This window comes from Pseudomonas sp. TWI628, assembly GCF_039673865.1.
Taxonomy (GTDB): domain Bacteria; phylum Pseudomonadota; class Gammaproteobacteria; order Pseudomonadales; family Pseudomonadaceae; genus Aquipseudomonas.
Genome location: NZ_JBDJMM010000029.1, coordinates 60,391 through 83,495, shown reverse-complemented (window position 1 = coordinate 83,495; position 23,105 = coordinate 60,391). Strand labels below are relative to the sequence as shown.

Sequence of the window (23,105 nt, the reverse complement as noted above, 5' to 3'; positions counted from 1 at the left end):
CAATTTTCGGGGGGGTGCGGCGTTTGCCGGCGATGGGCCGCACAGCGGCCCCAATCCTGTGCACACAAATCTCCAAGGCACCAACCTGGATCGGCTAAACGCCCCAACACCTCGCACAACCCCTCTATCACGCACCTTCCGCCACTAGGCACACCCCTTGCAACGCCCCTCCCCGCTTGGCCAACACCATAAAAAAACTCAGCGGAGAGAGAGCACATGAAGCGTCGCAGTCTGATCAAGGCCTTTACCCTCAGCGCATCCATTGCCGCCATGGGCCTGAGCTGGAGCATCCAGGCCGCCGAGACCATCAAGGTCGGCATCCTGCATTCGCTGTCCGGGACCATGGCGATTTCCGAGACCTCGCTCAAGGACATGGCGCTGATGACCATCGACGAGATCAACGCCAAGGGCGGTGTGAATGGCAAGCTGCTCGAACCGGTGGTGGTCGACCCAGCCTCCAACTGGCCACTGTTCGCTGAAAAGAGCCGCCAGCTGCTGACCCAGGACAAGGTCGCAGTGGTGTTCGGCTGCTGGACCTCGGTGTCGCGCAAATCCGTGCTGCCAGTGTTCGAGGAGCTCAACGGCCTGCTGTTCTACCCGGTGCAGTACGAGGGTGAAGAGATGTCGCCCAACGTGTTCTACACCGGCGCCGCACCCAACCAGCAGGCCATCCCGGCCGTCGAGTACCTGATGAGCGAGGATGGCGGCAGCGCCAAGCGCTTCTTCCTGCTGGGCACCGACTACGTCTACCCGCGCACCACCAACAAGATCCTGCGCGCCTTCCTGCACAGCAAGGGCGTGGCCGACAAGGACATCGAAGAGGTCTACACCCCGTTCGGCCATGCCGATTACCAGACCATCGTCGCCAACATCAAGAAGTTCTCCGCCGGCGGCAAGACCGCGGTCATCTCCACCGTCAATGGCGACTCCAACGTGCCGTTCTACAAGGAACTGGCCAACCAGGGCCTGAAGGCCACCGACGTGCCGGTGGTGGCGTTCTCGGTGGGCGAAGAAGAGCTGCGCGGCATCGACACCAAGCCGCTGGTGGGCCACCTGGCGGCGTGGAACTACTTCGAGTCGGTGGATAACCCGGTCAACCAGAAGTTCGTCGCCGACTGGAAGGCCTACGCCAAGGCCAAGGGCCTGCCGGGGGCCGACAAGGCCGTGACCAACGACCCGATGGAAGCCACCTACGTAGGTATCCACATGTGGGCCCAGGCTGCCGAGAAGGCCAAGTCCACCGATGTCGACAAGGTCCGCGAAGCCTTGGCCGGGCAGACCTTCAAGGCACCGTCGGGCTTTACCCTGACCATGGACAAGACCAACCACCACCTGCACAAGCCGGTGATGATCGGCGAGATCCAGGGTGACGGGCAGTTCAGCGTGGTCTGGGAGACCGAGCAGCCGCTGCGGGCACAGCCTTGGAGCCCGTTCATCCCGGGCAATGACAAACGGCCTGATTACGCGGTGAAAGGTAACTGAGTGCATGGGGCCGCTATGCGGCCCATTCGCGGGTAAACCCGCTCCCACAGGTACGGTGCAAGGTCTGAAACCGGCGCGGTCCCTGTGGGAGCGGGTTCACCCGCGAAGAATCCACCGCCGATTTTCAGGATTACTCGCATGCTCAGACTGCTGCTCACCCTGCTCCTGCTGATCCCCCTGGCCACCCAGGCCAGCGAGGGCGAATTCTTCCTCACCGCCAAGCCCGCCGAGCAGGCTCAACTGCTCGAAGGCTGGGCGGCACAACCCGATGCCGCGCGCCTGCCGCTGCTGGACAACCTGCGCCAAGGCCGCATCGCCGCCGATGACACCCGCAAGGTGCGCCTGAACAACCGCCTGCGCGGCCTGATCGACAACGCCCTGGCCAGCCACCAGTTGCTCAGCGACAACAGCGCCACGCGCCTGGCTGCCGCCCAACAACTGCAAAAGAGCGCACAACCGGCGCAGATGGCCTTCCTCGACCGGCGCTTCGCCCTCGAAGTGGACCCCGCCGTGCACGCTGCCCTCGGCCTGGCCCTGGCCAACCTGCAACTGGGCGCCAGCGAACCGGCCGTGCGCCTGGCTGCGGTGCGCCTGCTCGGCGACACCGGCGACCCGCTGGCCCGCACCCGCCTCGAAGCGCTGTTGCAACCAGACGCCGAGAGCGACGCGGCCGTGCGCACCGCCGCCGAAACCAGCCTGGCCCAGGTCAAGCGCAAACTGCTGGTCGGCGAACTGCTCGGCCAGGCCTTCAGCGGCCTGTCGCTGGGCTCGATCCTGCTGCTGGCCGCGCTCGGCCTGGCGATCACCTTCGGCCTGCTCGGGGTGATCAACATGGCCCACGGCGAGATGCTCATGCTCGGTGCCTACAGCACCTACATGGTCCAGGTGCTGCTGCAACGCTACGCGCCCGGCGCCATCGAGTTCTACCCGCTGATCGCCCTGCCGGTGGCCTTCGCCGTCAGCGCCGGGGTCGGCATGGCCCTGGAGCGCACGGTGATTCGCCATCTCTACGGCCGACCGCTGGAAACCCTGCTAGCGACCTGGGGTATCAGCCTGATCCTGATCCAGGCCATCCGCCTGCTGTTCGGTGCGCAGAACGTCGAAGTGAGCAACCCGGCCTGGCTGTCCGGCGGCATTCAGCTGCTGCCCAACCTGGTGCTGCCGTACAACCGCCTGGTGATCATCGGCTTCGCCCTCGCCGTGGTCCTGCTCACCTGGCTGCTGCTCAACCGCACACGCCTGGGCCTGAACGTGCGCGCCGTCACCCAGAACCGCAACATGGCGGCCTGCTGCGGCGTCTCCACCGGGCGCGTCGACATGCTCGCCTTCGGCCTCGGCTCGGGCATCGCCGGCCTTGGCGGCGTGGCCTTGAGCCAGGTCGGCAACGTCGGCCCGGACCTGGGCCAGAGCTACATCATCGACTCGTTCCTGGTGGTGGTGCTCGGCGGTGTCGGCCAATTGGCCGGCAGCCTTTGGGCGGCATTCGGCCTCGGCATCGCCAACAAGCTGCTTGAGCCGCAGATTGGTGCGGTGCTCGGCAAGATCCTCATCCTTGCGTTGATCATTCTGTTCATCCAGAAGCGCCCGCAAGGCCTGTTCGCCCTCAAGGGACGGGTAATCGACTGATGAACCAGCCACTGCTTGTCACCGCTTCGCAAAAGGCCGGGCCGCGGCTGTCGCTGGCCATCGGCGCGGTCGTCGTCACGCTGCTGCTGGCCCTGCCGCTGCTGTCGCTGCTGCCGGCTGATCACTCGCTGCAAGTTTCGGCCTACACCCTGACCCTGGTCGGCAAGATCCTCTGCTACGCCATCGTCGCCCTGGCCCTGGACCTGGTCTGGGGCTATGCCGGGCTGCTGTCGCTGGGCCACGGCCTGTTCTTCGCCCTCGGCGGCTACGCCATGGGCATGTACCTGATGCGCCAGGCGGCCGGCGACGGCCTGCCTGGGTTCATGACCTTCCTGTCGTGGAGCGAACTGCCGTGGTACTGGGCCGGCACCCAGCACTTCGCCTGGGCCCTGTGCCTGGTGGTGCTGGCGCCAGGGTTGCTGGCGCTGGTGTTCGGCTGGTTCGCCTTCCGCTCGCGGATCAAGGGCGTGTACTTCTCGATCATGACCCAGGCCCTGACCTTCGCCGGCATGCTGCTGTTCTTCCGTAACGAAACCGGCTTCGGCGGCAACAACGGCTTCACCAGCTTCCGTACCATCCTCGGTTTCGACATCGCCGCGCAGGGCACTCGCGCAGTGCTGTTCCTGCTCACCGTCGGCCTGCTTCTGGCCAGCCTGTACCTGTGCTGGCGCCTGACCCAAAGCAAGTTCGGCCGCCTGCTCACCGCCGTGCGCGACGCCGAGAACCGCCTGATGTTCTGCGGCTACGACCCGCGTGGTTTCAAATTGCTGGTGTGGGTGCTCAGCGCCGTACTGTGTGGCATGGCCGGTGCGCTGTACGTACCGCAGGTGGGCATCATCAACCCCAGCGAAATGTCACCGACCAACTCCATCGAAGCCGCCGTGTGGGTCGCCCTGGGCGGGCGTGGCACGCTGATCGGCCCGCTGCTCGGCGCCGGCCTGGTCAATGGCATGAAGAGCTGGTTCACCGTGGCGTTCCCGGAGTTCTGGCTGTTCTTCCTCGGTGCGCTGTTCATCCTCGTCACCCTGTACCTGCCCAAGGGCGTGGTCGGCCTGTTGAAGAAAAGGAGCCAGCCATGAGAGGCGTGCCCCCGGTCCACCCGGAATTCATGCTGGAACCTGTGTTCGACAACCTCGGCGCCGGCCGCGACGCCATTGGCCTGGGCCAAAGCCGCAAGGCCGGTCTCGATACCCGCCACGGCACGGTGCTGAGCCTTGAAGACATCAGCGTCAGCTTCGACGGTTTCAAGGCCCTCAATGCCCTGAACCTGTACATCGGCGTCGGCGAACTGCGCTGCATCATCGGCCCCAACGGCGCCGGCAAGACCACGATGATGGATGTGATCACCGGCAAGACCCGCCCCGACAGCGGCAGCGCTTTCTTCGGCGACACCCTCGACCTGACCCGCATGAGCGAATACCAGATCGCCCAGGCCGGTATCGGCCGCAAGTTCCAGAAGCCCACGGTGTTCGAGGCACTGACCGTGTTCGAGAACCTGGAGCTGGCGTTGAAGACCGACAAGTCGGTGTGGGCCAGCCTTGCGGCCCGCTTGAGCGGTGAACAGCAGCAACGCATCGAGGAGGTGCTGACCACCCTGCGCCTGCTGCCCTTGGCCCAGCGCCAGGCCGGCCTGCTGTCGCACGGGCAGAAGCAGTTCCTGGAGATCGGCATGTTGCTGGTGCAGGAGCCGCAACTGCTGCTGCTCGACGAGCCGGTGGCGGGCATGACCGATGCCGAGACCGAGTTCACGGCCGAGCTGTTCAAGGGCCTGGCCGGCAAGCACTCGCTGATGGTGGTGGAGCATGACATGGGCTTTGTCGGCAGCATCGCCGACCATGTGACCGTGCTGCACCAGGGCAGCGTGCTGGCGCAAGGGTCGCTGGAACAGGTGCAGGCGGATGAGCGGGTGGTCGAGGTTTACCTGGGTCGCTGATCAATACCAAGGACAAGACATGCTGAAAATCGACACCCTGCACCAGTACTACGGCGGCAGCCACATCCTGCGCGGCCTGTCCTTCGAAGCCAAGGTCGGCGAAGTCACCTGCCTGTTGGGCCGCAATGGTGTGGGCAAGACCACCTTGCTGCGCTGCCTGATGGGCCTGGTGCCGGCCCGCGAAGGCAATATCGAGTGGGAAGGCAAGCCGATCACCACGCTCAAGCCCCAGCAGCGGGTGCACGCCGGGATCGCCTACGTGCCCCAGGGCCGGGAAATCTTCCCGCGCCTGACTGTCGAGGAAAACCTGCTGATGGGCCTGTCGCGCTTCCCGGCCCGCGAGGCACGTGAAGTACCCGCGTTCATCTATGAACTGTTCCCGGTGCTGGAGCAGATGAAGCAACGCCGTGGCGGCGACCTGTCCGGTGGCCAACAGCAACAGCTGGCCATCGGCCGGGCCCTGGCCAGCCGCCCACGGTTGCTGATCCTCGACGAACCGACCGAAGGTATCCAGCCCTCGGTGATCAAGGAAATCGGTGCGGTGATCCGCCGCCTGGCCGAGCGGGGCGACATGGCGATCCTGTTGGTGGAGCAGTTCTACGACTTCGCCGAAGAACTGGCCGACCAGTACCTGGTCATGGCCCGTGGCGAAATCATCCAGCGCGGCCGGGGTGAAAACATGCAGGCCGAAGGTGTGCGCGGGCTGGTAACCATTTAATCTGCAGTCAACGATCCTGCGAGACGCTGTCATGAGTTACGTAATCCGCGATGCCCTGGCCACCGACATACCGGGCATCCTCGACATCTACAACGACGCCGTGCGCAACACCACGGCGATCTGGAACGAAACCCCGGTGGACCTCGCCAACCGCCAGGCCTGGTTCGAAGCACGGGCGCTGCAGGGTTACCCGATCCTGGTGGCCGTGGATGACAGCGGCGTGCTGGGGTATGCGTCGTTCGGTGACTGGCGGCCGTTCGAGGGTTTTCGCCTGACCGTGGAACACTCGGTGTATGTGCGCGGCGACCAGCGTGGCAAGGGCCTGGGGCCTGTGTTGATGGTGGCGCTGATCGAGCGGGCGCGTGAGTGTGGCAAGCATGTGATGGTCGCGGCCATCGAAAGTGGCAATGCCGCCTCGGTACGCCTGCATGAGCGACTGGGCTTCGTGGTGACCGGGCAGATGCCGCAGGTGGGGGTGAAGTTCGGCCGCTGGCTGGACCTGACCTTCATGCAGCTGGTGCTGAATCCGGGGGCTGAACCCAGCTGAGATGGATGTGGGCTGTGCTGGCCTCTTCGCGTAGAAACCCGCGAAGAGGCCAGCACAGCCAATATCACATCTGGATAAACCTGCCCAACCGCTGCTTCAGCATGCTGTTCTCGCTGCGCAACTGCTGCAGTTCCTGCAACAGTTCCAGCGCCAGCGCCACCCCTTCCCATTCCAGTTCCAGCTCTTGATGCAGCTTCGCCGCGCGCTTGGCCAGCAACGGCGCCTGATCGTCGAACAACCAGTCCTCCGGCGTTCGCCCGGAAGGTTCGACAATGCCGTGCTCGACGATTTCGATCACGCAGTCAGCCGTGATATCGGCTTCCTGACACAGGGTTCGCATGTCCAGTTGAACGATCAGGGTGCTGCTCATGATCACTTACTCCATTGTGTCCTCGGGTCGAACGCCGCTTTCTCGGAAAGCTGGGTCCACAGTTCACGGGTAGCAGCGTCGGAAGCCGGCGGCATCACCACTTTCAGCTGCGCATAAAGGTTGCCACGCTCGCCGTTCTTGTTCGCCAGGCCCATGCCTGGCACACGCAGGCGCTGGCCGCTCTGGCTGTCGGGGCGGATGGTCAGGTTGATCTTGCCGGTGAGGGTCGGCACCGCCACCTTGGTACCCAGGGCAGCCTCCCACGGCGCCAGCGGCACGGTGATGATCAGGTCATGACCTTCGACATCGAACAGCGGGTGCGGTGCCATGCGCACGGTCAGGAACAGGTCGCCATTGGCACCGCCGCCAACACCCGGAGCACCCTGGCCCTTGAGGCGGATGCGTTCGCCGTCGGTGACCCCGGCGGGGATCTTCACGTTCAGGGTCTTGGTGGTGAACCCGGTGCGCTGGCCAGCCGCGTTGGTCTGCGGCACCTGGAAGCTGATCTGCTTGGATTCCTTGCTGAGGGTTTCTTCCAGGAAGATCGCCAGTTCCAGTTCCACATCCTGCCCTCGCCTACCGGCACTGCGTTGTTGTTGCCGGCCGCCACCACCGAACGGGTTACCGCCGCGGGCTCCGAAGATCGAGCTGAAGAAGTCGGAGAAGTCACCGCCCTCGAAGCCACCGCCAGCGCCCCCCGCGCCGCCACGGCTCTGCCAGCCCGGTGGCGCCTGGAACGGCCGGCCATGCTGGCCGCCGTACTTGCGGATTTCGTCGAACTCGGCGCGCTTTTGCGCATCACCCAGCACCTCGTAGGCCTCGTTGGCCTCCTTGAACTTGTCCTCGGCGTCACGTTCCTTGCTGACGTCAGGGTGATACTTGCGCGCCAGCTTGCGGTACGCGGCCTTGATCGCCTTCTCGTCCGCCGTGGGCTCTACGCCGAGTATCTTGTAGTAGTCTTTGAAGTCCATCTATGGATCACCAGTGTGAATTTTCGTGTTGCAGCTGAAGATAGGGTTCAAGCATAGCCTTTCAAGGTGCGCTTGGGGTTGCCTCAAGGCAGACGATCGGTCTTGATTCTGTAGCCAACTCGCATACACTGCGCGGCCGTTTTGCCTCCGGAAGCCTTTTCCCATGTCTGACGTATCGCCGGCCCGCGCCCTGGGCATCGACTTCGGCACCTCCAACTCCACGGTCGGCTGGCACCGCGAGGGCACCTCGTCGCTGATCGCCCTGGAAGACGGCAAGATCACCCTGCCGTCGGTGGTGTTCTTCAACATCGAGGAGCGTCGCCCGGCGTATGGTCGCCTGGCGCTGCACGAGTACCTGGAAGGCTACGAAGGCCGCCTGATGCGCTCGCTCAAGAGCCTGTTGGGTTCCAAGCTGATCAAGCACGACACCAGCGTGCTGGGCAGCGCCCTGCCGTTCAAGGACCTGCTGGGCATGTTCATCGGCGAGCTGAAAAAGCGCGCCGAGGCTGCCGCCGGTCGTGAATTCGAGCAGGTGGTGCTGGGCCGCCCGGTATTCTTCGTCGATGAAGACCCGGCCGCCGACCAGGAGGCCGAGGACACCCTGGCCGAGGTAGCGCGCAAGATCGGCTTCAAGGACGTGTCGTTCCAGTATGAGCCGATTGCCGCAGCGTTCGACTACGAGTCGGGCATCAGCCGTGAAGAACTGGTGCTCATCGTCGATATCGGCGGTGGTACTTCGGACTTTACCTTGATCCGCCTGTCGCCCGAGCGCCACCTGGTGGCCGAGCGCCAGAGCGACATCCTCGCCACCGGCGGCGTGCACATCGGCGGTACCGACTTCGACAAGCAACTGAGCCTGCAGGGCGTGATGCCGCTGTTCGGCTATGGCAGCCGGATGAAGAGTGGCGCGCTGATGCCCACCAGCTACCACCTGAACCTGGCGACCTGGCACACCATCAACGCCCTGTACTCGCAGAAATCGCAGCTGGCCTTGGGCAGCATGCGCTACGACATCGAGGATACCTTGGGCATCGATCGCCTGTTCAAGCTGATCGAAGAGCGCGCCGGGCACTGGCTGGCGATGGAAGTGGAGGCCAGCAAGATCGAGCTGACCGACCAGGCCAGCCGCCGCGTCGACCTCAGCCGTGTCGAGCGCGAACTGAGTGTCGACCTGACCCGGGTGCTGTTCGAGGAGGCCATCGAAGGGCTGCTGGAGCGGGTGCGCGCCAGTGTGAGCGAGTTGCTGGCCAAGGCTGGCGTGAGCGCGGGCCAGGTCGATACGGTGTTCTTCACCGGGGGTTCGAGCGGGATCCCGGCACTGCGCAACAGCGTGGCGGCGATGCTGCCGAATGCGCGGCATGTAGAAGGCAACATCTTCGGCAGCATCGGTAGCGGTTTGGCTATCGAGGCCCGCAAGCGCTACGGCGCTGCCTGAGCGATCCTGGGGCTGCTTTGCAGCCCCAGCAATCTTTCAGACCAGCTCGGCCCGCTTCAGCTCACTCTTCAGGTAGGCGTAATAGACCGGCCCCGCCACCACCCCCGGCAAGCCGAACGCCGCCTCGAACACCAACATCGCCAGCAGCAGCTCCCAGGCCTTGGCACTGATCTGCCCACCGACGATCTTCGCGTTGAGGAAATACTCGACCTTGTGGATCACGATCAAATAGCCCAGCGCCGCCGCCGCCACCCAGATCGACAACGACATGCCGACGATGGTGATCAGGGTGTTGGACATCAGGTTGCCGATCACCGGCAGCAGCCCAAGCAGGAAGGTCAGCACGATCAGCGTCTTGGTCAGCGGCAGGTGCACGCCGAACGACGGCAACACCACGGCGAGGAAAATACCGGTGAACGCGGTGTTGAGCATCGAGATCTTGATCTGCGCGAAGACGATGTTGCGAAACGCCTGCACCAGCAGGTTCAGCCGCTCGAACAGGGCCGCAGCCAAGGGCTTGCGCCGGGAAATGTCGGGAATGCGCTGCAGGGCGATGATGGCCCCAAGGATCATGCCGATCAGCAGCGTCACGAACATGTGCGCCATGCCCTTGCCCACCAGCTGCAGGTCGCTGAGGTGGCTCTTGATCCAGTCACCGATGGCCACCTTGAACTCCGCCGCACTGGCCGGCAGGTAGGCTTCGATGAACGGCGGCAGCTGGCTGCGGGCACGTTCGACCAAGGTCATGAACTTGTCCAGCGAGGCGCCGGGGTTCTCGGCTTCGTGCAGCAGGAAGCTGAAGGCACCGGCAATCAGCAGGGTCAGCACACTGACCACCAGCACACCCAGCAGCGCCACCGCCAGCCAGCGCGCACGCTGCCCGGCGATCAGCGGTTGCAGGCGCGGGGTGAGCATGTTCACCAGTTCGAACACCAACAGCCCGGCCAGCAGGCTGGGCAGCAACTTCAGGGGCAAAGCCAGCAGCAGCCCGGCCATGACGATGATCAGGCTGGCCAGGGTGATCTGGCGGGGGGTGAAAGTCATACAGCCTCGACGGCAGACGGCGGGAATGCCCGCAGTCTGCCAGCCTTCATGGCACAGGCATAGGCGCAGGTCACTTCTTCTTCAGGCAGTCGCTCATGAACGCCTTGCGTTCGTCACCCTTGAGCGCCTTGGTGGTGGCGTCGGCGTTGCAGGTCTTCATCTTGTCCTGCTGCGACTGGGGCACGTCCTTCTTCAGGCAAGTGCTCATGAACGCCTTGCGTTCATCACCCTTGAGCGCCTTGGTGGTGGCGTCGGCGTTGCAGGTTTTCATCTTTTCCTGTTGCGCCGTGTTGGCGGCAAATCCTTGCGCACTGAACAACACGGCCAACACCAGCAGGGGCATGTGCAGCATTTTCATGGAGTGGTCTCCTTGACTCCGCGCCCGATGCACGGACATGCGCCTGAGTGTAGACAAGATTTTTTACATTTTGCCCGGGCATGGGCCTTCATAATGGTCAGCCAGGCGTCACTGCCAAAACGAAAGAGTCTGTTGCTGCATGAATTACGCGTTTCCCCTTTTCGCCATTCTCATCTGGTCCGGCAATACCGTGGTCACCAAGATGTCGGCCGGCGCCATCTACCCTGCCGAAATCGGCTTCTACCGCTGGCTGCTGGCCGGCGCACTGTTCACCCCGTTCCTGCTGCCCGCCGTGTGGCGCAACCGTGCGGCCATCCGCCCGCACCTGGGCAAGGTGGCCATCCTCGGCGTGCTGGGCATGGCCGTGTATCAGAGCCTGGCGTACTTCGCCGCCGGCATTACCAGCGCCACCAACATGGGCATCATCCTCTCGCTGATGCCGTTGATGTCGCTGGCCCTGTCCATCGCCTGGCTGGGGCAGCGCCTGAGCTACGGCGCCCTGGCAGGCGCCGTGGTGTCGTTCGTCGGCGTGCTCGAAGTGGTTTCCGCCGGCCAGCCGGGCATCCTGCTGGAACAAGGCTTGAACGGCGGCGACCTGCTGATGCTGGTGGCGACCCTGGCCTACGCGCTGTACAGCTTCCTGTTGAAGAAATGGCAGCTGCGCCTGCCGCCGTTGCAGCTGCTGTACCTGCAAGTGCTGGTGGCCATCCTGGTGTTGCTGCCGCTGTTCCTGCTCTCGGCCAAGACTGGCCTGAACGGCCACAACATCGGCCTGGTGCTGTACGCCTGCGTGCTCGCCTCGATGATCGCGCCGCTGGTGTGGATGCAGGCCGTGCATCGCCTGGGGCCCAGCCGTACCACGTTGTTTTTCAACCTGTTGCCGGTGGTGACCGCACTGATCGCCGCGGTGGTCCTGGACGAACGACTGGCCAGCTATCACCTGATCGGTGGTTTGCTGACCTTGGTCGGGGTCATTCTGGCCGAGCGCTGGACCACCCCGGTGCGCCGCTAGAGCCCTGCTGCCTTGAGCCGCGCCGCATGTTCGGTGAACAGCCGCAGCGGCTCGGCACCCTTGCCCACGGCGCCTAGCGACTGGTTGACGATGTCCAGGTGATCGAGCGGGAAGTCATCACCGATCACCTGCCCCAGGTGCGAGCTGAAACGCCCGACCATGCCGTCGCAATGGCCCTTTTCCCTGACGAAACTGCGCGCGAACAACCGGCAGAAGCGGTTGCTGCCATCGAAGCGGTTACGCCCCTGGTCGGTCAGCCCGGGCTGCAAGGTGCCGGACCAGGAGTAGTAGCGCACGCCGCCCACCTCGTATGCCCCTTCCCCGCCCCAGGTTTCTGGCAGCCCCTGTGGATAAGCCTGGTTGAACAGGGCCACGCCGGCGCTGGTCAGGGCCTGGTGTGAAGCATGCAGGTCGACCGGCAGCGGGTCGCGCCGCCAGCCGGTTTCCAGCCATACCAGCAATACTGCCAGGCCATGCAGGATGGCTTTGAGCAGGCGCCCCTGGGGTGAGTGACCTGGCGCCCTGCGCTCAAGGTGATCGGCCAGCTCCGAACCATGATTGGGCCCCGCCACCGACGTGACCGAGGCCACCCGATCCGGCCGTTTGGCCGCCGCATAACGCGCGTTCAATGCCCCCTGACTGTGGCCGATGAGGTTGACCTTTGCCGCGCCGGTGCGCTGGCAGATGTCTTCGATGATCGCCAGCAACTGCTCACCGCGCACCTCGTTGGAATGCAGCGGCGAGACCTGCACCGGAAACACCTGCGCACCGCCCTTGCGCAATGCCGGCACGATGCCGAACCAGTATGGATAAAGCAGCACCCGGACAAAACCGAGCATGCCTGGCACCAGCACCAACGGGTATCGCGTGGCCAACTCCTGCTGCATGGCTTGAGCCCCTTTGCGTGGACGATCGGCCAACACTAGCGCTGCTTCGATGACCACCGCAATCGAACTCCCGACGCTTCTCGCGGTTCCAACTCAAACAGACCCTTTGCAAGGAGCGGGACCATGTACAAGCAGACCCTGGCAATCCTTCTGGCAAGCGCCGCCCTGGCCGCCTGCAGCAGCCACCCGGAAAACCCGGTGGACCATGTCACCTACCGCGACGAACCGCTGGTCAAACAGGTGGAAAACGGCATGACCATGCAGAAGGTCATCGCCATCGGCGGCAGCCCATCGAACGTGATCGACCTGCCGCACGGGGGTACCTGCAACGACTACATCCTCAACCGCGACGGCCACCAGCAGCCGTACTACGTGCGCTTCGACGCCACCGGCCATGTCGATGCCAAGGGCTTCAAGACCTGCAAGCAACGAGAAGAAGACAGCAAAGCCGCCCATGGCGCTTGAGCCTCCTGTTCACCTTGACCACCCGTCCTGATCTGTTTGGAGACAATCATGAGCAACGTTGAACTGACCGATGTGCAAACCCTGCGCGAGCGTGCCCGCCAGCACGTCGAGCAAGGCGCGGTGACCGAGGGTTACCACGCCGATCGCAAGGAAATCCTGCGCCTGCTCAATGAGTCGCTGGCCACCGAACTGGTTTGCGTGCTGCGCTACAAGCGCCATTACTTCATGGCCAGCGGGATCAAGGCCAGCGTGGCGGCCAGCGAATTTCTCGAACACGCGAATCAGGAAGCCGAGCATGCCGACAAGCTGGCCGAGCGCATCGTGCAGTTGGGCGGCGAGCCGGACTTCAACCCCGACAACCTGACCAGGAATTCCCATGCGCAGTATGTGGCGGGCAGCTCGCTGAAGGAGATGGTGCTGGAGGACCTGGTAGCGGAGCGGATTGCGATCGACAGCTATCGCGAGATCATTCAGTACATTGGCGATAAAGACCCGACTACGCGCCGTATCTTCGAAGACATCCTGGCCCAGGAAGAAGAGCACGCGGACGATATGTCCGACTTGCTTCAGGGGCTGTAATTGCTGGGGGCGCTTTGCGCCCCCCCTGCTATTTCTGCTTTTTCACCGCAGCCGGCGCCTTGCCGGCTTTCATCTGCTGCAGCAACGGCGTGCACTGGTTGGGCTCATCGCCGCTGCTGGGCGCCACCAGCGCCAGCAACCCGGCAGCCGGCCCGGCAACCACCCCCAACGCCAGCATCCCCGCCCCGCGCAACGCCAGCGGCACCGCTTGCACCCCGGCACTCGGCTTGGCAAACGGCCCGCGCACATACAGCGGCGAACGCAGCGAGAACAACCGCAGCCCCTTGGATTCCGGGGTGACCTTCAAGTCCAGCTGCTCACTGGCAAAGTTGGCCGTACCGTTGATGTAGATGATCGCGTTCTCGGTATCGAAGATGAACAACCGCGTAGTCGCCAGCCCGTCCTTGATGCCGACATCCGCCGCCGCACAGTTGATCTTCACGTCCTCGTCACCGAACAGCTTGCCCACCACGTAGTTGCCGACATTGAGCCCGGCAATCTCCATCAGGCTGCGGCTGATGGCACCATCGTTGATCAGCAGGCGCAGGTTGCCATTGGCCGTGCCCAACAACGCCGCCACCGAATTGCCATGGCCGCTGATGTCGGCGTCGCCGTTCAGCTCGCCGAAGCTGGTCTGCATCGGCGCAAAGCTGGGGAACAGCTGCTTGAGCTTGAAGCCTCGCGCTGTCAGTTGGGCGCGCCCCTGCAAAGGCACGTTGCGGCCGTCCAGGCGGATGTTGGAGCCCAGGCTGCCACCGGCCACGCCAAAGCGCAGCGGCTCCAGGCGCAACAGGCCGTCGTCGAGGATCACGTGGGCGGACAGGTCATTGAATGGCAGCTTTTCGCTGTGCACGATGCGCTTGCCGGCAAAGGTGACGTCGGCGTCCATGGCCCGCCAGCGTTCGGTGCGGAACTCTTCCACCGGCAGCACCTTGTCGGCCGGCTGCTTGCTGGCACCGCCGCGGGCTTTCTGCTCGGCATTGGAGTCGGCACCAATCAACGGGGCCAGGTCCTTGAACAGCAGCTGGTTGGACACCAGGTTGCCGGAGAGCTTGGGCCGTGGCTGGCTGGCGACGAAGGCCAGGTCGCCATGAATGTCGCTGTCGCCGATCTTGCCGTTGAAGCCCTGGTAATTGAAGGTCGCGCCTTCGGCGGCATGCAGGTTGGCGCTGAGCCGGCCATCGGTGGAATAGGCCGGGGTGTCGGGCAACGTCACGCCGGTCAACGGGTAGAGGTTGCCCAGGCTGGCACCGGACAGGCGCAGGCGCAGGTCCAGTGCGCCGAGGTTGCGCGGGTCGGTCAGGGTACCGGCGAGCACCACATGGGTATCGGCAATACGCACGTCGGCCTGCAGCGGGAACGGCTGGCTGGCGTCTTGCAGCGCCAGCAGGCCACCAATCTTGCCGGTGCCGGACACCGGCTGGCCTTTGTAGCGGCCTTGAGCCTTGAGCCCGAACGCATAATCCTGAGCGCCGCCGGCCTTTTCGGCGCTGGCCTTGCCGACGATTTCACTGAAAGGGATCGGTTTGCCGAGCGGATCGATCTGCACCTTCATGCTGGTTTTCAAGGTCTGGTCATCGAAGCTGACATTGCCTTGGTCAAAGCCGATGGCACCGATGTCCAGCTGCCACTTGGACGGCGCCTCGTTCTCGTCCTTGGGCCCGAAGTCGAAGGTCCAGTTGGCGCGGCCATCGGCGAGGCGCGTGAGGTTGGCGGTGGGCTTGGTCAGGTCGATGCGCGGGATGCTGATCTGCTGGAACAGCAGTGGCAGCGGCGCCAGGCGGAACTCCACACGCTCCAGGCCGACCATCTGCGGCTCCTTGAGCCATTCAGGGTTGCCCAGGACCAGGTCTTCGGCAATGAAGTGCGGCCACGGCACCCAGGCGCGCCAGCCGCCTTCTTCCGGCTCGGTGCGCCAGTGCACGGCGAGGTTGCCATTGATTGCGAACGGCCGGTGCAAGGCCTCGGCAACCTTCTCGTTGAGCAGCGGCTTGACGCGGTTCCAGTCGAAGGTGGCGATGATCACTACCAGGATCGCCAGCAGGGTCAACAGGGTGGTTAAGGTCCAGACGAGGATTCTGGCGGGACGCGTCATTGCGTGATTCTCCTGACGGCTTGGCACAAAGCAGGCGTAACGATGGCACTCAAGATCTCGGACTGATGAAAACCCGCAGGGTTTTATCGGAGGCCGCCATGATAGCGAGTTTTTTTCGGGTTTCTTGCGCAGCTTTTGCGCTTGGGCAGGGTTGCCCAGCCCCTCGAATCGTTACTGGCAAATAGCCGCAAACCACCCTGAAATAGCTGGAATAGAGCCTTCGGCGGACGCTATCAATACCGTCGATTGTTACCATTACCCGTATGAACTTCTCTCTGGCGACACCGGGCGTAACATTGGCTTCGTACCCACTTTCCAGCCCCCAAGAGGAGCACCGAACCATGAAACGCACCCTGCTGACCCTGACCCTGTCGATCCTTGCGGCCAACGCCTTCGCCCTGCCAGCTGCCGACCAGCACCTGACCGCCGAATCTCGCTCCAGCGCTGCTGAAATCGCCCAACCGCTCAAAACCGTTGCCGAAGGTGGTTCGGATCGCCTGATCGAACGCTCTGGCCGTGTTGCCGAAGGTGGCTCGGACCGCCTGATCGAACGCTCCGGTCGTGTTGCCGAAGGTGGCTCGGACCGCCTGATCGAACGTTCTGGCCGTGTTGCCGAAGGTGGCTCGGACCGCCTGATCGAACGCTCCGGTCGTGTTGCCGAAGGTGGCTCGGACCGCCTGATCGAACGCTCTGGCCGTGTTGCCGAAGGTGGCTCGGACCGCCTGATCGAACGCTCTGGCCGTGTTGCCGAAGGTGGTTCGGATCGTCTGGTTGAAATCAGTCATGTGAGCTGATCGCCATGGCCGAAAAGAACAATCTCTGTCACACCGCTTGCTCCCCTCCCAGCCCGGTCCATTGACCGGGCTTCGTTTTTTTATCTAGAGTGCCCAGCCTCACCGTCACAGAAGCCCGCCCCATGCTGCCGCGCGCCGAACAGAAGCTACAGACCCGCCAGGCCTTGCTGGACGCCGCCTGCCAGCTCATGGAGAGCGGCCGTGGCTTTGGCAGTGTGAGCCTGCGCGAAGTGGCCAAGGCGGCAGGCATCGTGCCTACCGGCTTCTATCGGCACTTTTCCGACATGGACGCCCTGGGCCTGGCACTGGTAGCCGAAGTCGATGCCACGTTCCGCCAGACCATCCGCCTGGTGCGGCATAACGAATTCGAGCTCGGCGGCATCACCGACGCGTCCGTGCGCATCTTCCTCGACGTGGTCGCCGCCCACCGCGCGCAGTTCCTGTTCCTTGCCCGCGAGCAGTATGGCGGCTCGCAAGCCGTGCGCCAGGCCATCGCCCGCCTGCGCCAGGACATCAGCGACGACCTGGCCACGGACCTTGCGCGGATGAAGCGCTGGCAGCACCTGGACAACGCCGCGCTGGCGGTGATGGCCGACCTGGTGGTGAAGACCGTGTTCGCCACCCTGCCGGAACTGATCGACAGTCCGGAGCCGGGTTATCCACAGGTGCTGAGCGCTCAGGAAAAGATCACCCAGCAACTGCGCTTCATCTTCGTCGGTGCGCGCCACTGGCAAGGGCTGGGCAACCCACAACCCTAGTTCTGCTACCATGGCGCCCTGCCCGAAAGCGACGAGCGCCCACATGCCCAACCCCCGCCCCACCCTGCCCGAACTGGCCCGCTTCAACCAGCACTTCGCCGAGCGCATCGTGCCGCTGTGGCAAGGCCCGGGCTGGAACGCTGAAATGGCCCTGCCCTACGAGGCCCTGGACGCCCAGCACCGTCCGTTGCCGGTGCAGCGCTACCGGGCCATGGCCTGTGCTCGCCAGCTGTACCTGTTCAGCAGCCGTATCGGGCAACCGGGGGCGGCCGAGCGGGCGGCGGCGCTGTTCCGTTCATTGCAGAAGCACTTCCACGATGCCGAGCACGGCGGCTGGTTCTACAGCATCGACGCCGAGGGCAAGCCGCTGGACCGGCGCAAGGACCTGTACACCCACGCCTTCATCGTGTTCGCGTGCGCGCACTACTGGGGCAAGGTTGGCGAAGGCCTGGTGGAAGCCACCCTCAACGCCGCCCTGGAAGTGGTCGACGAGCAATTTGCCCGGGATGATGGCCTGTATGAAGCCAGCCTTGGCGAAGACTGGGCCGACCTCGGCAGCGGCCCGCTGCAGAACCCGCAGATGCACCTGGCCGAGGCCTTCCTGCAAGTGCTGGCGGTACGCGAGGACGAGCACGTGCAGCAGTCGCTGCTGCAACTGTGCACAGCCCTGCAGGAACATTTCATCGAGCCGCAACACGGGCTGATGCTGGAAAAGCCCCTCGGCGCTGTGGATAACTGGTTCGAGCCGGGGCATCAGTTCGAATGGTTCTACCTGCTGGAAACCTCGCCGCTGCTGCGCGGGACCGCACTGCATGCCTCCATCGAGCGGGCCTTCGGCTATGCCGAGCTGTGCGGGGTCAATAATGCGGCAGTGCTGGCCATGCTCGATGTGGAAGGCAACGTGCTCGATGCGACCCAGCGGGTGTGGGCACAGGCGGAATACCTGCGGGCACTGGGGTTGCGCTCGGGGAATGAGGCCAAGCTGCTGGTCCAGTTGAAGGCGATGGAACAGCAGTTCCTGCATGCAGGTGGCTGGTATGAGTGCCGGGATGGTGAAGGGGCGGTGAGCCGGCATGACATGCCTTCGACTACGCCCTATCACTTGCAAACCTGCCTGCAAGGATTGTTGACCTAGCATTTTTGTCAGTTTCGAGCTTCCCGGCACCCTTGATAGACTCAATGCTCCTAAGCATTGCGGTGAACCAAAATGGATAAGGAAAGCTTGAGCAAATTTCTCGAGGCGAAAATTGACAAAGCCGCGCAGAATATTTGCAATCTAAAAGATAGGCAGGATCATTTTGCCTACGGGCAACTTCAGTTTTTTATAGGTTTGCGACGCGCTTTGAATCCATCACGAACCGATGCTGACCGAGGTCTGCTGGACGCTGTAGATGATGTCCTGGTCGAGCTGAAATTAATCAAACAGAGCGGCGATCTACGCAAAATTTTCGCCTGACGACGGTATGCCAACTGGAGCTTGATCATGGTCAAGAGTGAACTCAGAAGCCGTCTGGAAGAGCAAATAAACTCAGCGGCAAAAGCGATTATTGATAAAAAAAACATCAAGTTGGATCACATTGCCAATGGAAAACTCGGTTATCTCTTGAGTCTTCGCCGCGTGCTGGATAACAAGGCGACCAAAGAGGATCTCGGTCTTCATGATGCGGTGAATGATGTTCTCCAATTACTTGGTTTTGTCGACAGCAAGAAGACTTACCTATCGGACGTGAAGTAAACCAAATCAGGAGCGAGTTCCAATAGGCATTCGCTCCTGATACTCCATTACCTCACGCTGCGGTCGATCGACAGCCCCGCGAAGTCCTGACGCACCGGCATCAGTTCAAGGCTGTTGATGTTGATGTGCGCCGGCTGATTGAGGATCCAGAAGATGGTCTCGGCGATGTCCTGCGGCTGGATCGGTTCGGCGCCCGCGTAGGTGGCGTCGTACTTGGCCTGGTCACCGCTGTTGCGCACCAGCGAGAACTCGCTCTCGCACAGGCCCGGCTCGATGTTGCTCACCCGCACGCCAGTGCCGCGCAGGTCGCAGCGCAGGCTCAGCGAGAACTGGCCGACGAAGGCCTTGGTGCCGCCATACACGTTACTGCCCGGGTAGGGGTAGTTGCCCGCCACGGAACCGACGTTGAGGATCGACGCGCCGCGACCATAGGCGATCAGGCGCGGCAACAGCAGGTGGGTGGTGTACATCAGGCCCTTGATGTTGGTGTCGACCATGGTATCCCAGTCGTCCAGGCTGCAGTTCTGCGCCGCGTCCACACCCAGTGCCAGGCCGGCGTTGTTGACCAGGCCGCGCAGCTTGTCGAAACCGGCCGGCAGGCTGGCGATGGCCTGCTCCATGGCCTTGCGATCACGCACGTCGACGGCCAGGCCGTGCACTTCGGTCTTGGCCGACAGCTCGGCGCACAGGGCATCCAGGCGATCCTTGCGACGGCCGGTGAGCACCAGCTTCCAGCCGGCTTCGGCAAAACGGCGGGCGGTGGCCTCGCCAAAACCGGAAGTCGCGCCAGTGATGAATACGGTGGACGTCATGCTCAGTTCCTCACGGTAGGTTGTCATCGACAGCTTTGCAGCATGCCCGCGCCGGGCTTTGGCAGCAAGCCATTGAGGCCGCTGTTCATTTTTTGTTCAGGTGTGGCAAACCCTTGCGGCAGAGGGCTCGGCGCCAACTATGCGCATGTTATCCACAAGGCTTTCCCCACAGATTGGGGGCAACTTGCCCACTGCGCGGAACCCTTTCAGCGCACTATGGTCGGTGGATATCTTTTCGGTGATGGCGCAACGCTTTCAAACATGCCGCCTGGAGCGGTCTGTCCAATGCTTTCCCACAGACTTATCCACAGGAATTGAAGCGCCCTACTCGGGGCGTTGGCTGTGCAGAAAACGCCCGTTAAATCATGCACAAAGGGCAATTGATCAAATTATGACCAGAGCCTTGCAGGCCTTGCAAATAAAGGGATAGAGCGAGGTGCCACCACGTTTTCCACAGGCGGTTCCACATTAATCGTGGAAAAGATTCAGCTTGTAGAAACAAGGGCTTGCGAAGGGATCGTAGAGTGACTCGAGAAAGATATGCGACAAGTTGTCCACATTGTGAATGGGGCTGCTTTGCAGCCCCGGATGTGACTCAGTGCCCGCCCAGGTAAGCGTTCCTCACTTCTTCGTTGACCAGCAGCTCCTGGCCCGTCCCACTCATGCGGATCTGCCCGTTGACCATCACATAAGCCCGGTCCGACAACTTCAGCGCATGGTTGGCGTTCTGCTCCACCAGGAAGATGGTCATCCCGCTCTTGGCCAGTTCACGCAGGGTCGCGAAGATCTGCTTGACCACGATCGGCGCCAGCCCCAGCGATGGCTCGTCCAGCAGCAACAGCTTCGGCCGGCTCATCAGCGCCCGGGCAATGGCCAGCATCTGCTGCTCGCCACCGGACATGGTCATGGCCCGCTGATTGCGCCGCTCCTTCAGGCGCGGGAACAGCTCGAACATGCGCTGCATGTCTTCAGCGGCATATTTGTCGCCGATGGGGATGGTGCCCATCATCAGGTTCTCCTCGACAGTCATGTCGGGGAACACCCGGCGACCTTCCGGCGACTGGGCAATGCCGTTGGAGGCGATGTAGTGCGACGACTTGCGGGTGATGTCGGTGCCCCGGTAGACGATATGCCCCGCCGCCGCGCGCGGCTGGCCGAAGATCGACATCAGCAGGGTCGACTTGCCGGCGCCGTTGGCACCGATCAGGCTCACCGTCTCGCCTTCGTTGATGTGCATCGAGACCTTTTTCAGCGCCTGGATCGGCCCGTAGAAGACGTCCAGTTCCTTCAGTTCGAGAATGGGTGCACTCATACCAGTTCCTCTTCGTCGGCACCCAGGTAGGCGGCGATCACCGTCGGGTTGTGGCGGATTTCCTGCGGCGCGCCTTCGGCGATCACGTTGCCGTGGTCGAGCACGACAATGTGGTCGGAAATGCTCATGACCATGCCCATGTCGTGTTCGATCAGCACCACGGTGATGTCGTGCTCGTCACGCAGCACACGGATCATGCGGCTCAGGGCTTCGGTCTCCTGCGGGTTGAGGCCGGCAGCCGGCTCGTCCAGGCAGATGATCTTCGGCCGTGTGCACATGGCCCGGGCGATTTCCAGGCGGCGCTGCTGGCCATACGACAGCTCGCCGGCCAGGCGGTTGGCGCAATCGACCAGGTCGACCACTTCCAGCCAGTAGAACGCGTGGTCCAGGGCGTCGCTCTCGGCCTTGCGGTAGGCCTTGGTGTTGAGCACCCCGGCCAGCAGGTTGCGGTTGACCCACATGTGCTGGGCCACCAGCAGGTTTTCCACCACCGACATTTCCTTGAACAGGCGAATGTTCTGGAAGGTCCGCGCCAGGCCGGCGCGGTTGACCAGGTGGGTACCGCCGAACATCTTGTAGTACAGGCGGTTGGCAAAGCGCGCAGGCGACACGAAGTCGGCCGCCTGGAAGCGCTCGCCAAGCAGCTGGATGACGTTGGTGTGGCTGCCACGCACGTTCAGCTCGATGCGCCCGCCACTGGCCTTGTAGAAGCCGGTCAGGCAGTTGAACACCGTGGTCTTGCCGGCACCGTTGGGGCCGATCAGGGCAAAGATCTGGTTGCGTTTGACCTTCAGGCTGACGTCGCTGAGCGCCTTGATGCCGCCGAACTGCATCATCAGGTTGTCGACCGAGAGAATGATTTCGTCGCTCATGGCGCCACTCCTTTACGCGGGGTCACACCGGTACGGCTGATGCGGATCAGCCCACGCGGTCGCCAGATCATCATCAGCACCATCAGCACGCCGAACAGCAGCACGCGGTACTCCGAGAAGCTGCGCAGCAGCTCCGGCGCCACGGTCAGCACGAACGCCGCGATCACCACGCCAACGGTCGAGCCCATGCCGCCGAGCACGACGATGGCGAGGATCAGCGCCGACTCGAAGAAGGTAAACGACGACGGGTTGACGAAGCCCTGGTAGGTGGCGAAGAACACCCCGGCAAGGCCTGCGGTGGAAGCACCGAGGGTGAAGGCCGAGAGCTTGACCAGCACGTGGTTCAGGCCCATCGAGCGGCAGGCGATTTCGTCTTCGCGCAGCGCTTCCCAGGCGCGGCCGACGGGCATGCGGGTCAGCCGGTGCTTGATGTACAGCACCGCCAGCACGACGATGAACAGCACGGCGTAGATGAACACGAACTTGAGGTTGGCGTTGTAGTCGATGCCGAGGAACTCGTGGATCGGCACCCCGCCGTCCTTGGCCCTGCGGCCGAATTCCAGGCCGAAGAAGGTTGGCGACGGCGCCGGCATGCCGTTCGGGCCGCCGGTGAACGACAGCCAGTTGTTCAGCACCAGGCGAATGATCTCGCCAAAGCCCAGGGTCACGATCGCCAGGTAGTCACCGTGCATTCGCAACACCGGGAAGCCGAGGATACAACCCGCCAACGCCGCCGCGATGGCCGCCAGCGGCAGCACGCTCCAGAAGCCCAGGCCGAGGTACTGGTAACCCAGCGCCAGGCCATAGGCACCAATGGCGTAGAACGCCACATAGCCCAGGTCGAGCAAGCCGGCGAGGCCGACCACGATGTTCAAGCCCAGGCCCAGCAGCACGTAGATGAGGCCGAGGATGACCACGGTCAGCAGGTACTTGTTGGCGAATACCGGGAAGATGATGGCGATCACCACCAGCGCCGGGATGATGTAGCGCAACCGCGACTTGTAGTCCGGCGCGTTGACGTGCACGCCCGACCCGCCGCTGTCGAAGCCTTCGAGCATGCGCCGCCCGGCGGCGGTCTGCACGTAGAGGCTGAGCAGGAAGCGCCCGAGCATCACCCCGCCGACCAGCCACGCCACCCGGCGTGGTTCGGCGTTGAAGGTGTAGCCGTCGAGCACCACGCCGACGATCGGGCCGAACACGATGAGCGCCAGCAGGCCGGCGACGATGGTCTCCAGCAGGCTGCGCTTGATGTCGAAACCTTTGGTTTCAGAGGCAGAAGCAATCTTGGCAATCGACATGT

At 63.3% G+C, this 23,105-nt stretch carries 25 protein-coding genes; 15 read left to right on the top strand and 10 right to left on the bottom strand.

Annotation, left to right across the window (positions count from 1 at the left end; genetic code table 11):
- The first annotated feature begins 216 nt into the window (after positions 1–216).
- The 6 genes from urtA to ABE528_RS21465 all read left to right on the top strand — a co-directional run bounded on the left by urtA (position 217) and on the right by ABE528_RS21465 (position 6,306).
- Entirely contained in the window at positions 217–1,482 is a 1,266-nt protein-coding gene (urtA, locus tag ABE528_RS21490; RefSeq protein WP_152956955.1) for an urea ABC transporter substrate-binding protein, read from the top strand.
- A gap of 138 nt (positions 1,483–1,620) precedes the next feature.
- On the top strand, positions 1,621–3,108 hold the full coding sequence (gene urtB / locus ABE528_RS21485) for an urea ABC transporter permease subunit UrtB (RefSeq protein ID WP_346654011.1): 1,488 nt from the start codon (positions 1,621–1,623) through the stop codon (positions 3,106–3,108).
- Positions 3,108–4,187 carry an urea ABC transporter permease subunit UrtC gene (gene urtC / locus ABE528_RS21480; RefSeq protein WP_346654010.1) on the top strand — a complete coding sequence of 360 codons (1,080 nt, stop codon included), beginning with the start codon at positions 3,108–3,110 and terminating at the stop codon, positions 4,185–4,187. The genes urtB and urtC overlap by 1 nt, the downstream gene beginning before the upstream one ends.
- Positions 4,184–5,041 carry an urea ABC transporter ATP-binding protein UrtD gene (gene urtD / locus ABE528_RS21475; RefSeq protein WP_152956958.1) on the top strand — a complete coding sequence of 286 codons (858 nt, stop codon included), beginning with the start codon at positions 4,184–4,186 and terminating at the stop codon, positions 5,039–5,041. The genes urtC and urtD overlap by 4 nt, the downstream gene beginning before the upstream one ends.
- 19 nt (positions 5,042–5,060) lie before the next feature.
- Entirely contained in the window at positions 5,061–5,759 is a 699-nt protein-coding gene (urtE, locus tag ABE528_RS21470; protein ID WP_103445856.1) for an urea ABC transporter ATP-binding subunit UrtE, read from the top strand.
- A 31-nt stretch (positions 5,760–5,790) separates the two neighbouring features.
- Positions 5,791–6,306 carry an N-acetyltransferase family protein gene (locus ABE528_RS21465; protein ID WP_346654009.1) on the top strand — a complete coding sequence of 172 codons (516 nt, stop codon included), beginning with the start codon at positions 5,791–5,793 and terminating at the stop codon, positions 6,304–6,306.
- Between the two features lie 64 nt (positions 6,307–6,370).
- On the opposite strand, the gene ABE528_RS21460 is transcribed toward ABE528_RS21465, so the two are convergent.
- Both ABE528_RS21460 and cbpA read right to left on the bottom strand, forming a co-directional pair.
- The gene (locus ABE528_RS21460; RefSeq protein ID WP_152956961.1) at positions 6,371–6,676 is read right to left on the bottom strand and encodes a chaperone modulator CbpM; all 306 of its coding nucleotides are present in this window, start codon (positions 6,674–6,676) and stop codon (positions 6,371–6,373) included.
- 2 nt (positions 6,677–6,678) lie between these two features.
- On the bottom strand, positions 6,679–7,647 hold the full coding sequence (cbpA, locus tag ABE528_RS21455) for a curved DNA-binding protein (protein WP_152956962.1): 969 nt from the start codon (positions 7,645–7,647) through the stop codon (positions 6,679–6,681).
- Positions 7,648–7,810: 163 nt separating this feature from the next.
- Here cbpA and ABE528_RS21450 point away from each other — a divergent pair, with 163 nt between their 5' ends.
- A complete protein-coding gene (locus ABE528_RS21450; protein WP_346654008.1) occupies positions 7,811–9,082 on the top strand; it encodes an Hsp70 family protein in 1,272 nt (423 codons plus the stop codon).
- Positions 9,083–9,118: 36 nt separating this feature from the next.
- Here the strand turns inward: ABE528_RS21450 and ABE528_RS21445 are convergent, their stop codons facing one another.
- Positions 9,119–10,126 carry a hypothetical protein gene (locus tag ABE528_RS21445; RefSeq protein ID WP_152956964.1) on the bottom strand — a complete coding sequence of 336 codons (1,008 nt, stop codon included), beginning with the start codon at positions 10,124–10,126 and terminating at the stop codon, positions 9,119–9,121.
- Between the two features lie 70 nt (positions 10,127–10,196).
- On the bottom strand, positions 10,197–10,484 hold the full coding sequence (locus ABE528_RS21440; protein ID WP_152956965.1) for a PsiF family protein: 288 nt from the start codon (positions 10,482–10,484) through the stop codon (positions 10,197–10,199).
- 139 nt (positions 10,485–10,623) lie between these two features.
- Between ABE528_RS21440 and ABE528_RS21435 the strand changes: the two genes are divergently transcribed.
- The gene (locus tag ABE528_RS21435; RefSeq protein ID WP_346654007.1) at positions 10,624–11,496 is read left to right on the top strand and encodes a DMT family transporter; all 873 of its coding nucleotides are present in this window, start codon (positions 10,624–10,626) and stop codon (positions 11,494–11,496) included.
- Here the strand turns inward: ABE528_RS21435 and ABE528_RS21430 are convergent.
- Positions 11,493–12,383 carry a triacylglycerol lipase gene (locus ABE528_RS21430; RefSeq protein ID WP_152956967.1) on the bottom strand — a complete coding sequence of 297 codons (891 nt, stop codon included), beginning with the start codon at positions 12,381–12,383 and terminating at the stop codon, positions 11,493–11,495. The genes ABE528_RS21435 and ABE528_RS21430 overlap by 4 nt on opposite strands.
- Before the next feature lie 123 nt (positions 12,384–12,506).
- Between ABE528_RS21430 and osmE the strand changes: the two genes are divergently transcribed.
- Together osmE and ABE528_RS21420 are read left to right on the top strand one after the other, a co-directional pair.
- Positions 12,507–12,848 (top strand): osmotically-inducible lipoprotein OsmE, encoded by a 342-nt coding sequence (gene osmE, locus ABE528_RS21425; protein ID WP_110633567.1) that lies wholly within the window; start codon positions 12,507–12,509, stop codon positions 12,846–12,848.
- Between the two features lie 48 nt (positions 12,849–12,896).
- Positions 12,897–13,427 (top strand): ferritin-like domain-containing protein, encoded by a 531-nt coding sequence (locus tag ABE528_RS21420; RefSeq protein WP_152956968.1) that lies wholly within the window; start codon positions 12,897–12,899, stop codon positions 13,425–13,427.
- Positions 13,428–13,455: 28 nt separating this feature from the next.
- On the opposite strand, the gene ABE528_RS21415 is transcribed toward ABE528_RS21420, so the two are convergent.
- Positions 13,456–15,522, bottom strand: coding sequence for an AsmA family protein (locus ABE528_RS21415; protein WP_346654006.1), 2,067 nt, complete (start codon positions 15,520–15,522; stop codon positions 13,456–13,458).
- Positions 15,523–15,863: 341 nt separating this feature from the next.
- Between ABE528_RS21415 and ABE528_RS21410 the strand changes: the two genes are divergently transcribed.
- The 5 genes from ABE528_RS21410 to ABE528_RS21390 all read left to right on the top strand — a co-directional run bounded on the left by ABE528_RS21410 (position 15,864) and on the right by ABE528_RS21390 (position 18,809).
- Positions 15,864–16,316 carry a phage infection protein gene (locus tag ABE528_RS21410; RefSeq protein WP_346654005.1) on the top strand — a complete coding sequence of 151 codons (453 nt, stop codon included), beginning with the start codon at positions 15,864–15,866 and terminating at the stop codon, positions 16,314–16,316.
- Positions 16,317–16,438: 122 nt separating this feature from the next.
- Complete coding sequence (locus ABE528_RS21405) at positions 16,439–17,074, top strand: TetR family transcriptional regulator (RefSeq protein ID WP_152956971.1); 636 nt, start codon at positions 16,439–16,441, stop codon at positions 17,072–17,074.
- A 43-nt stretch (positions 17,075–17,117) separates the two neighbouring features.
- The gene (locus tag ABE528_RS21400) at positions 17,118–18,209 is read left to right on the top strand and encodes an AGE family epimerase/isomerase (protein ID WP_346654004.1); all 1,092 of its coding nucleotides are present in this window, start codon (positions 17,118–17,120) and stop codon (positions 18,207–18,209) included.
- Between the two features lie 72 nt (positions 18,210–18,281).
- Positions 18,282–18,530, top strand: a complete 249-nt coding sequence (locus ABE528_RS21395) for a hypothetical protein (protein WP_346654003.1) — start codon at positions 18,282–18,284, stop codon at positions 18,528–18,530.
- A gap of 27 nt (positions 18,531–18,557) precedes the next feature.
- Positions 18,558–18,809 (top strand): hypothetical protein, encoded by a 252-nt coding sequence (locus ABE528_RS21390; protein WP_346654002.1) that lies wholly within the window; start codon positions 18,558–18,560, stop codon positions 18,807–18,809.
- A 47-nt stretch (positions 18,810–18,856) separates the two neighbouring features.
- Here ABE528_RS21390 and ABE528_RS21385 read toward each other — a convergent pair whose 3' ends face one another.
- The 4 genes from ABE528_RS21385 to livM form a co-directional block, all read right to left on the bottom strand.
- Positions 18,857–19,621 carry an SDR family oxidoreductase gene (locus tag ABE528_RS21385; RefSeq protein ID WP_346654001.1) on the bottom strand — a complete coding sequence of 255 codons (765 nt, stop codon included), beginning with the start codon at positions 19,619–19,621 and terminating at the stop codon, positions 18,857–18,859.
- A gap of 595 nt (positions 19,622–20,216) precedes the next feature.
- Positions 20,217–20,933: an ABC transporter ATP-binding protein gene (locus ABE528_RS21380; RefSeq protein WP_152956977.1), complete on the bottom strand. Its 717-nt coding sequence runs from the start codon at positions 20,931–20,933 to the stop codon at positions 20,217–20,219.
- Positions 20,930–21,805 (bottom strand): ATP-binding cassette domain-containing protein, encoded by an 876-nt coding sequence (locus ABE528_RS21375; protein ID WP_085676784.1) that lies wholly within the window; start codon positions 21,803–21,805, stop codon positions 20,930–20,932. The genes ABE528_RS21380 and ABE528_RS21375 overlap by 4 nt, the downstream gene beginning before the upstream one ends.
- Positions 21,802–23,103, bottom strand: coding sequence for a high-affinity branched-chain amino acid ABC transporter permease LivM (gene livM / locus ABE528_RS21370; protein WP_152956978.1), 1,302 nt, complete (start codon positions 23,101–23,103; stop codon positions 21,802–21,804). The genes ABE528_RS21375 and livM overlap by 4 nt, the downstream gene beginning before the upstream one ends.
- Between the last annotated feature and the right edge of the window lie 2 nt (positions 23,104–23,105).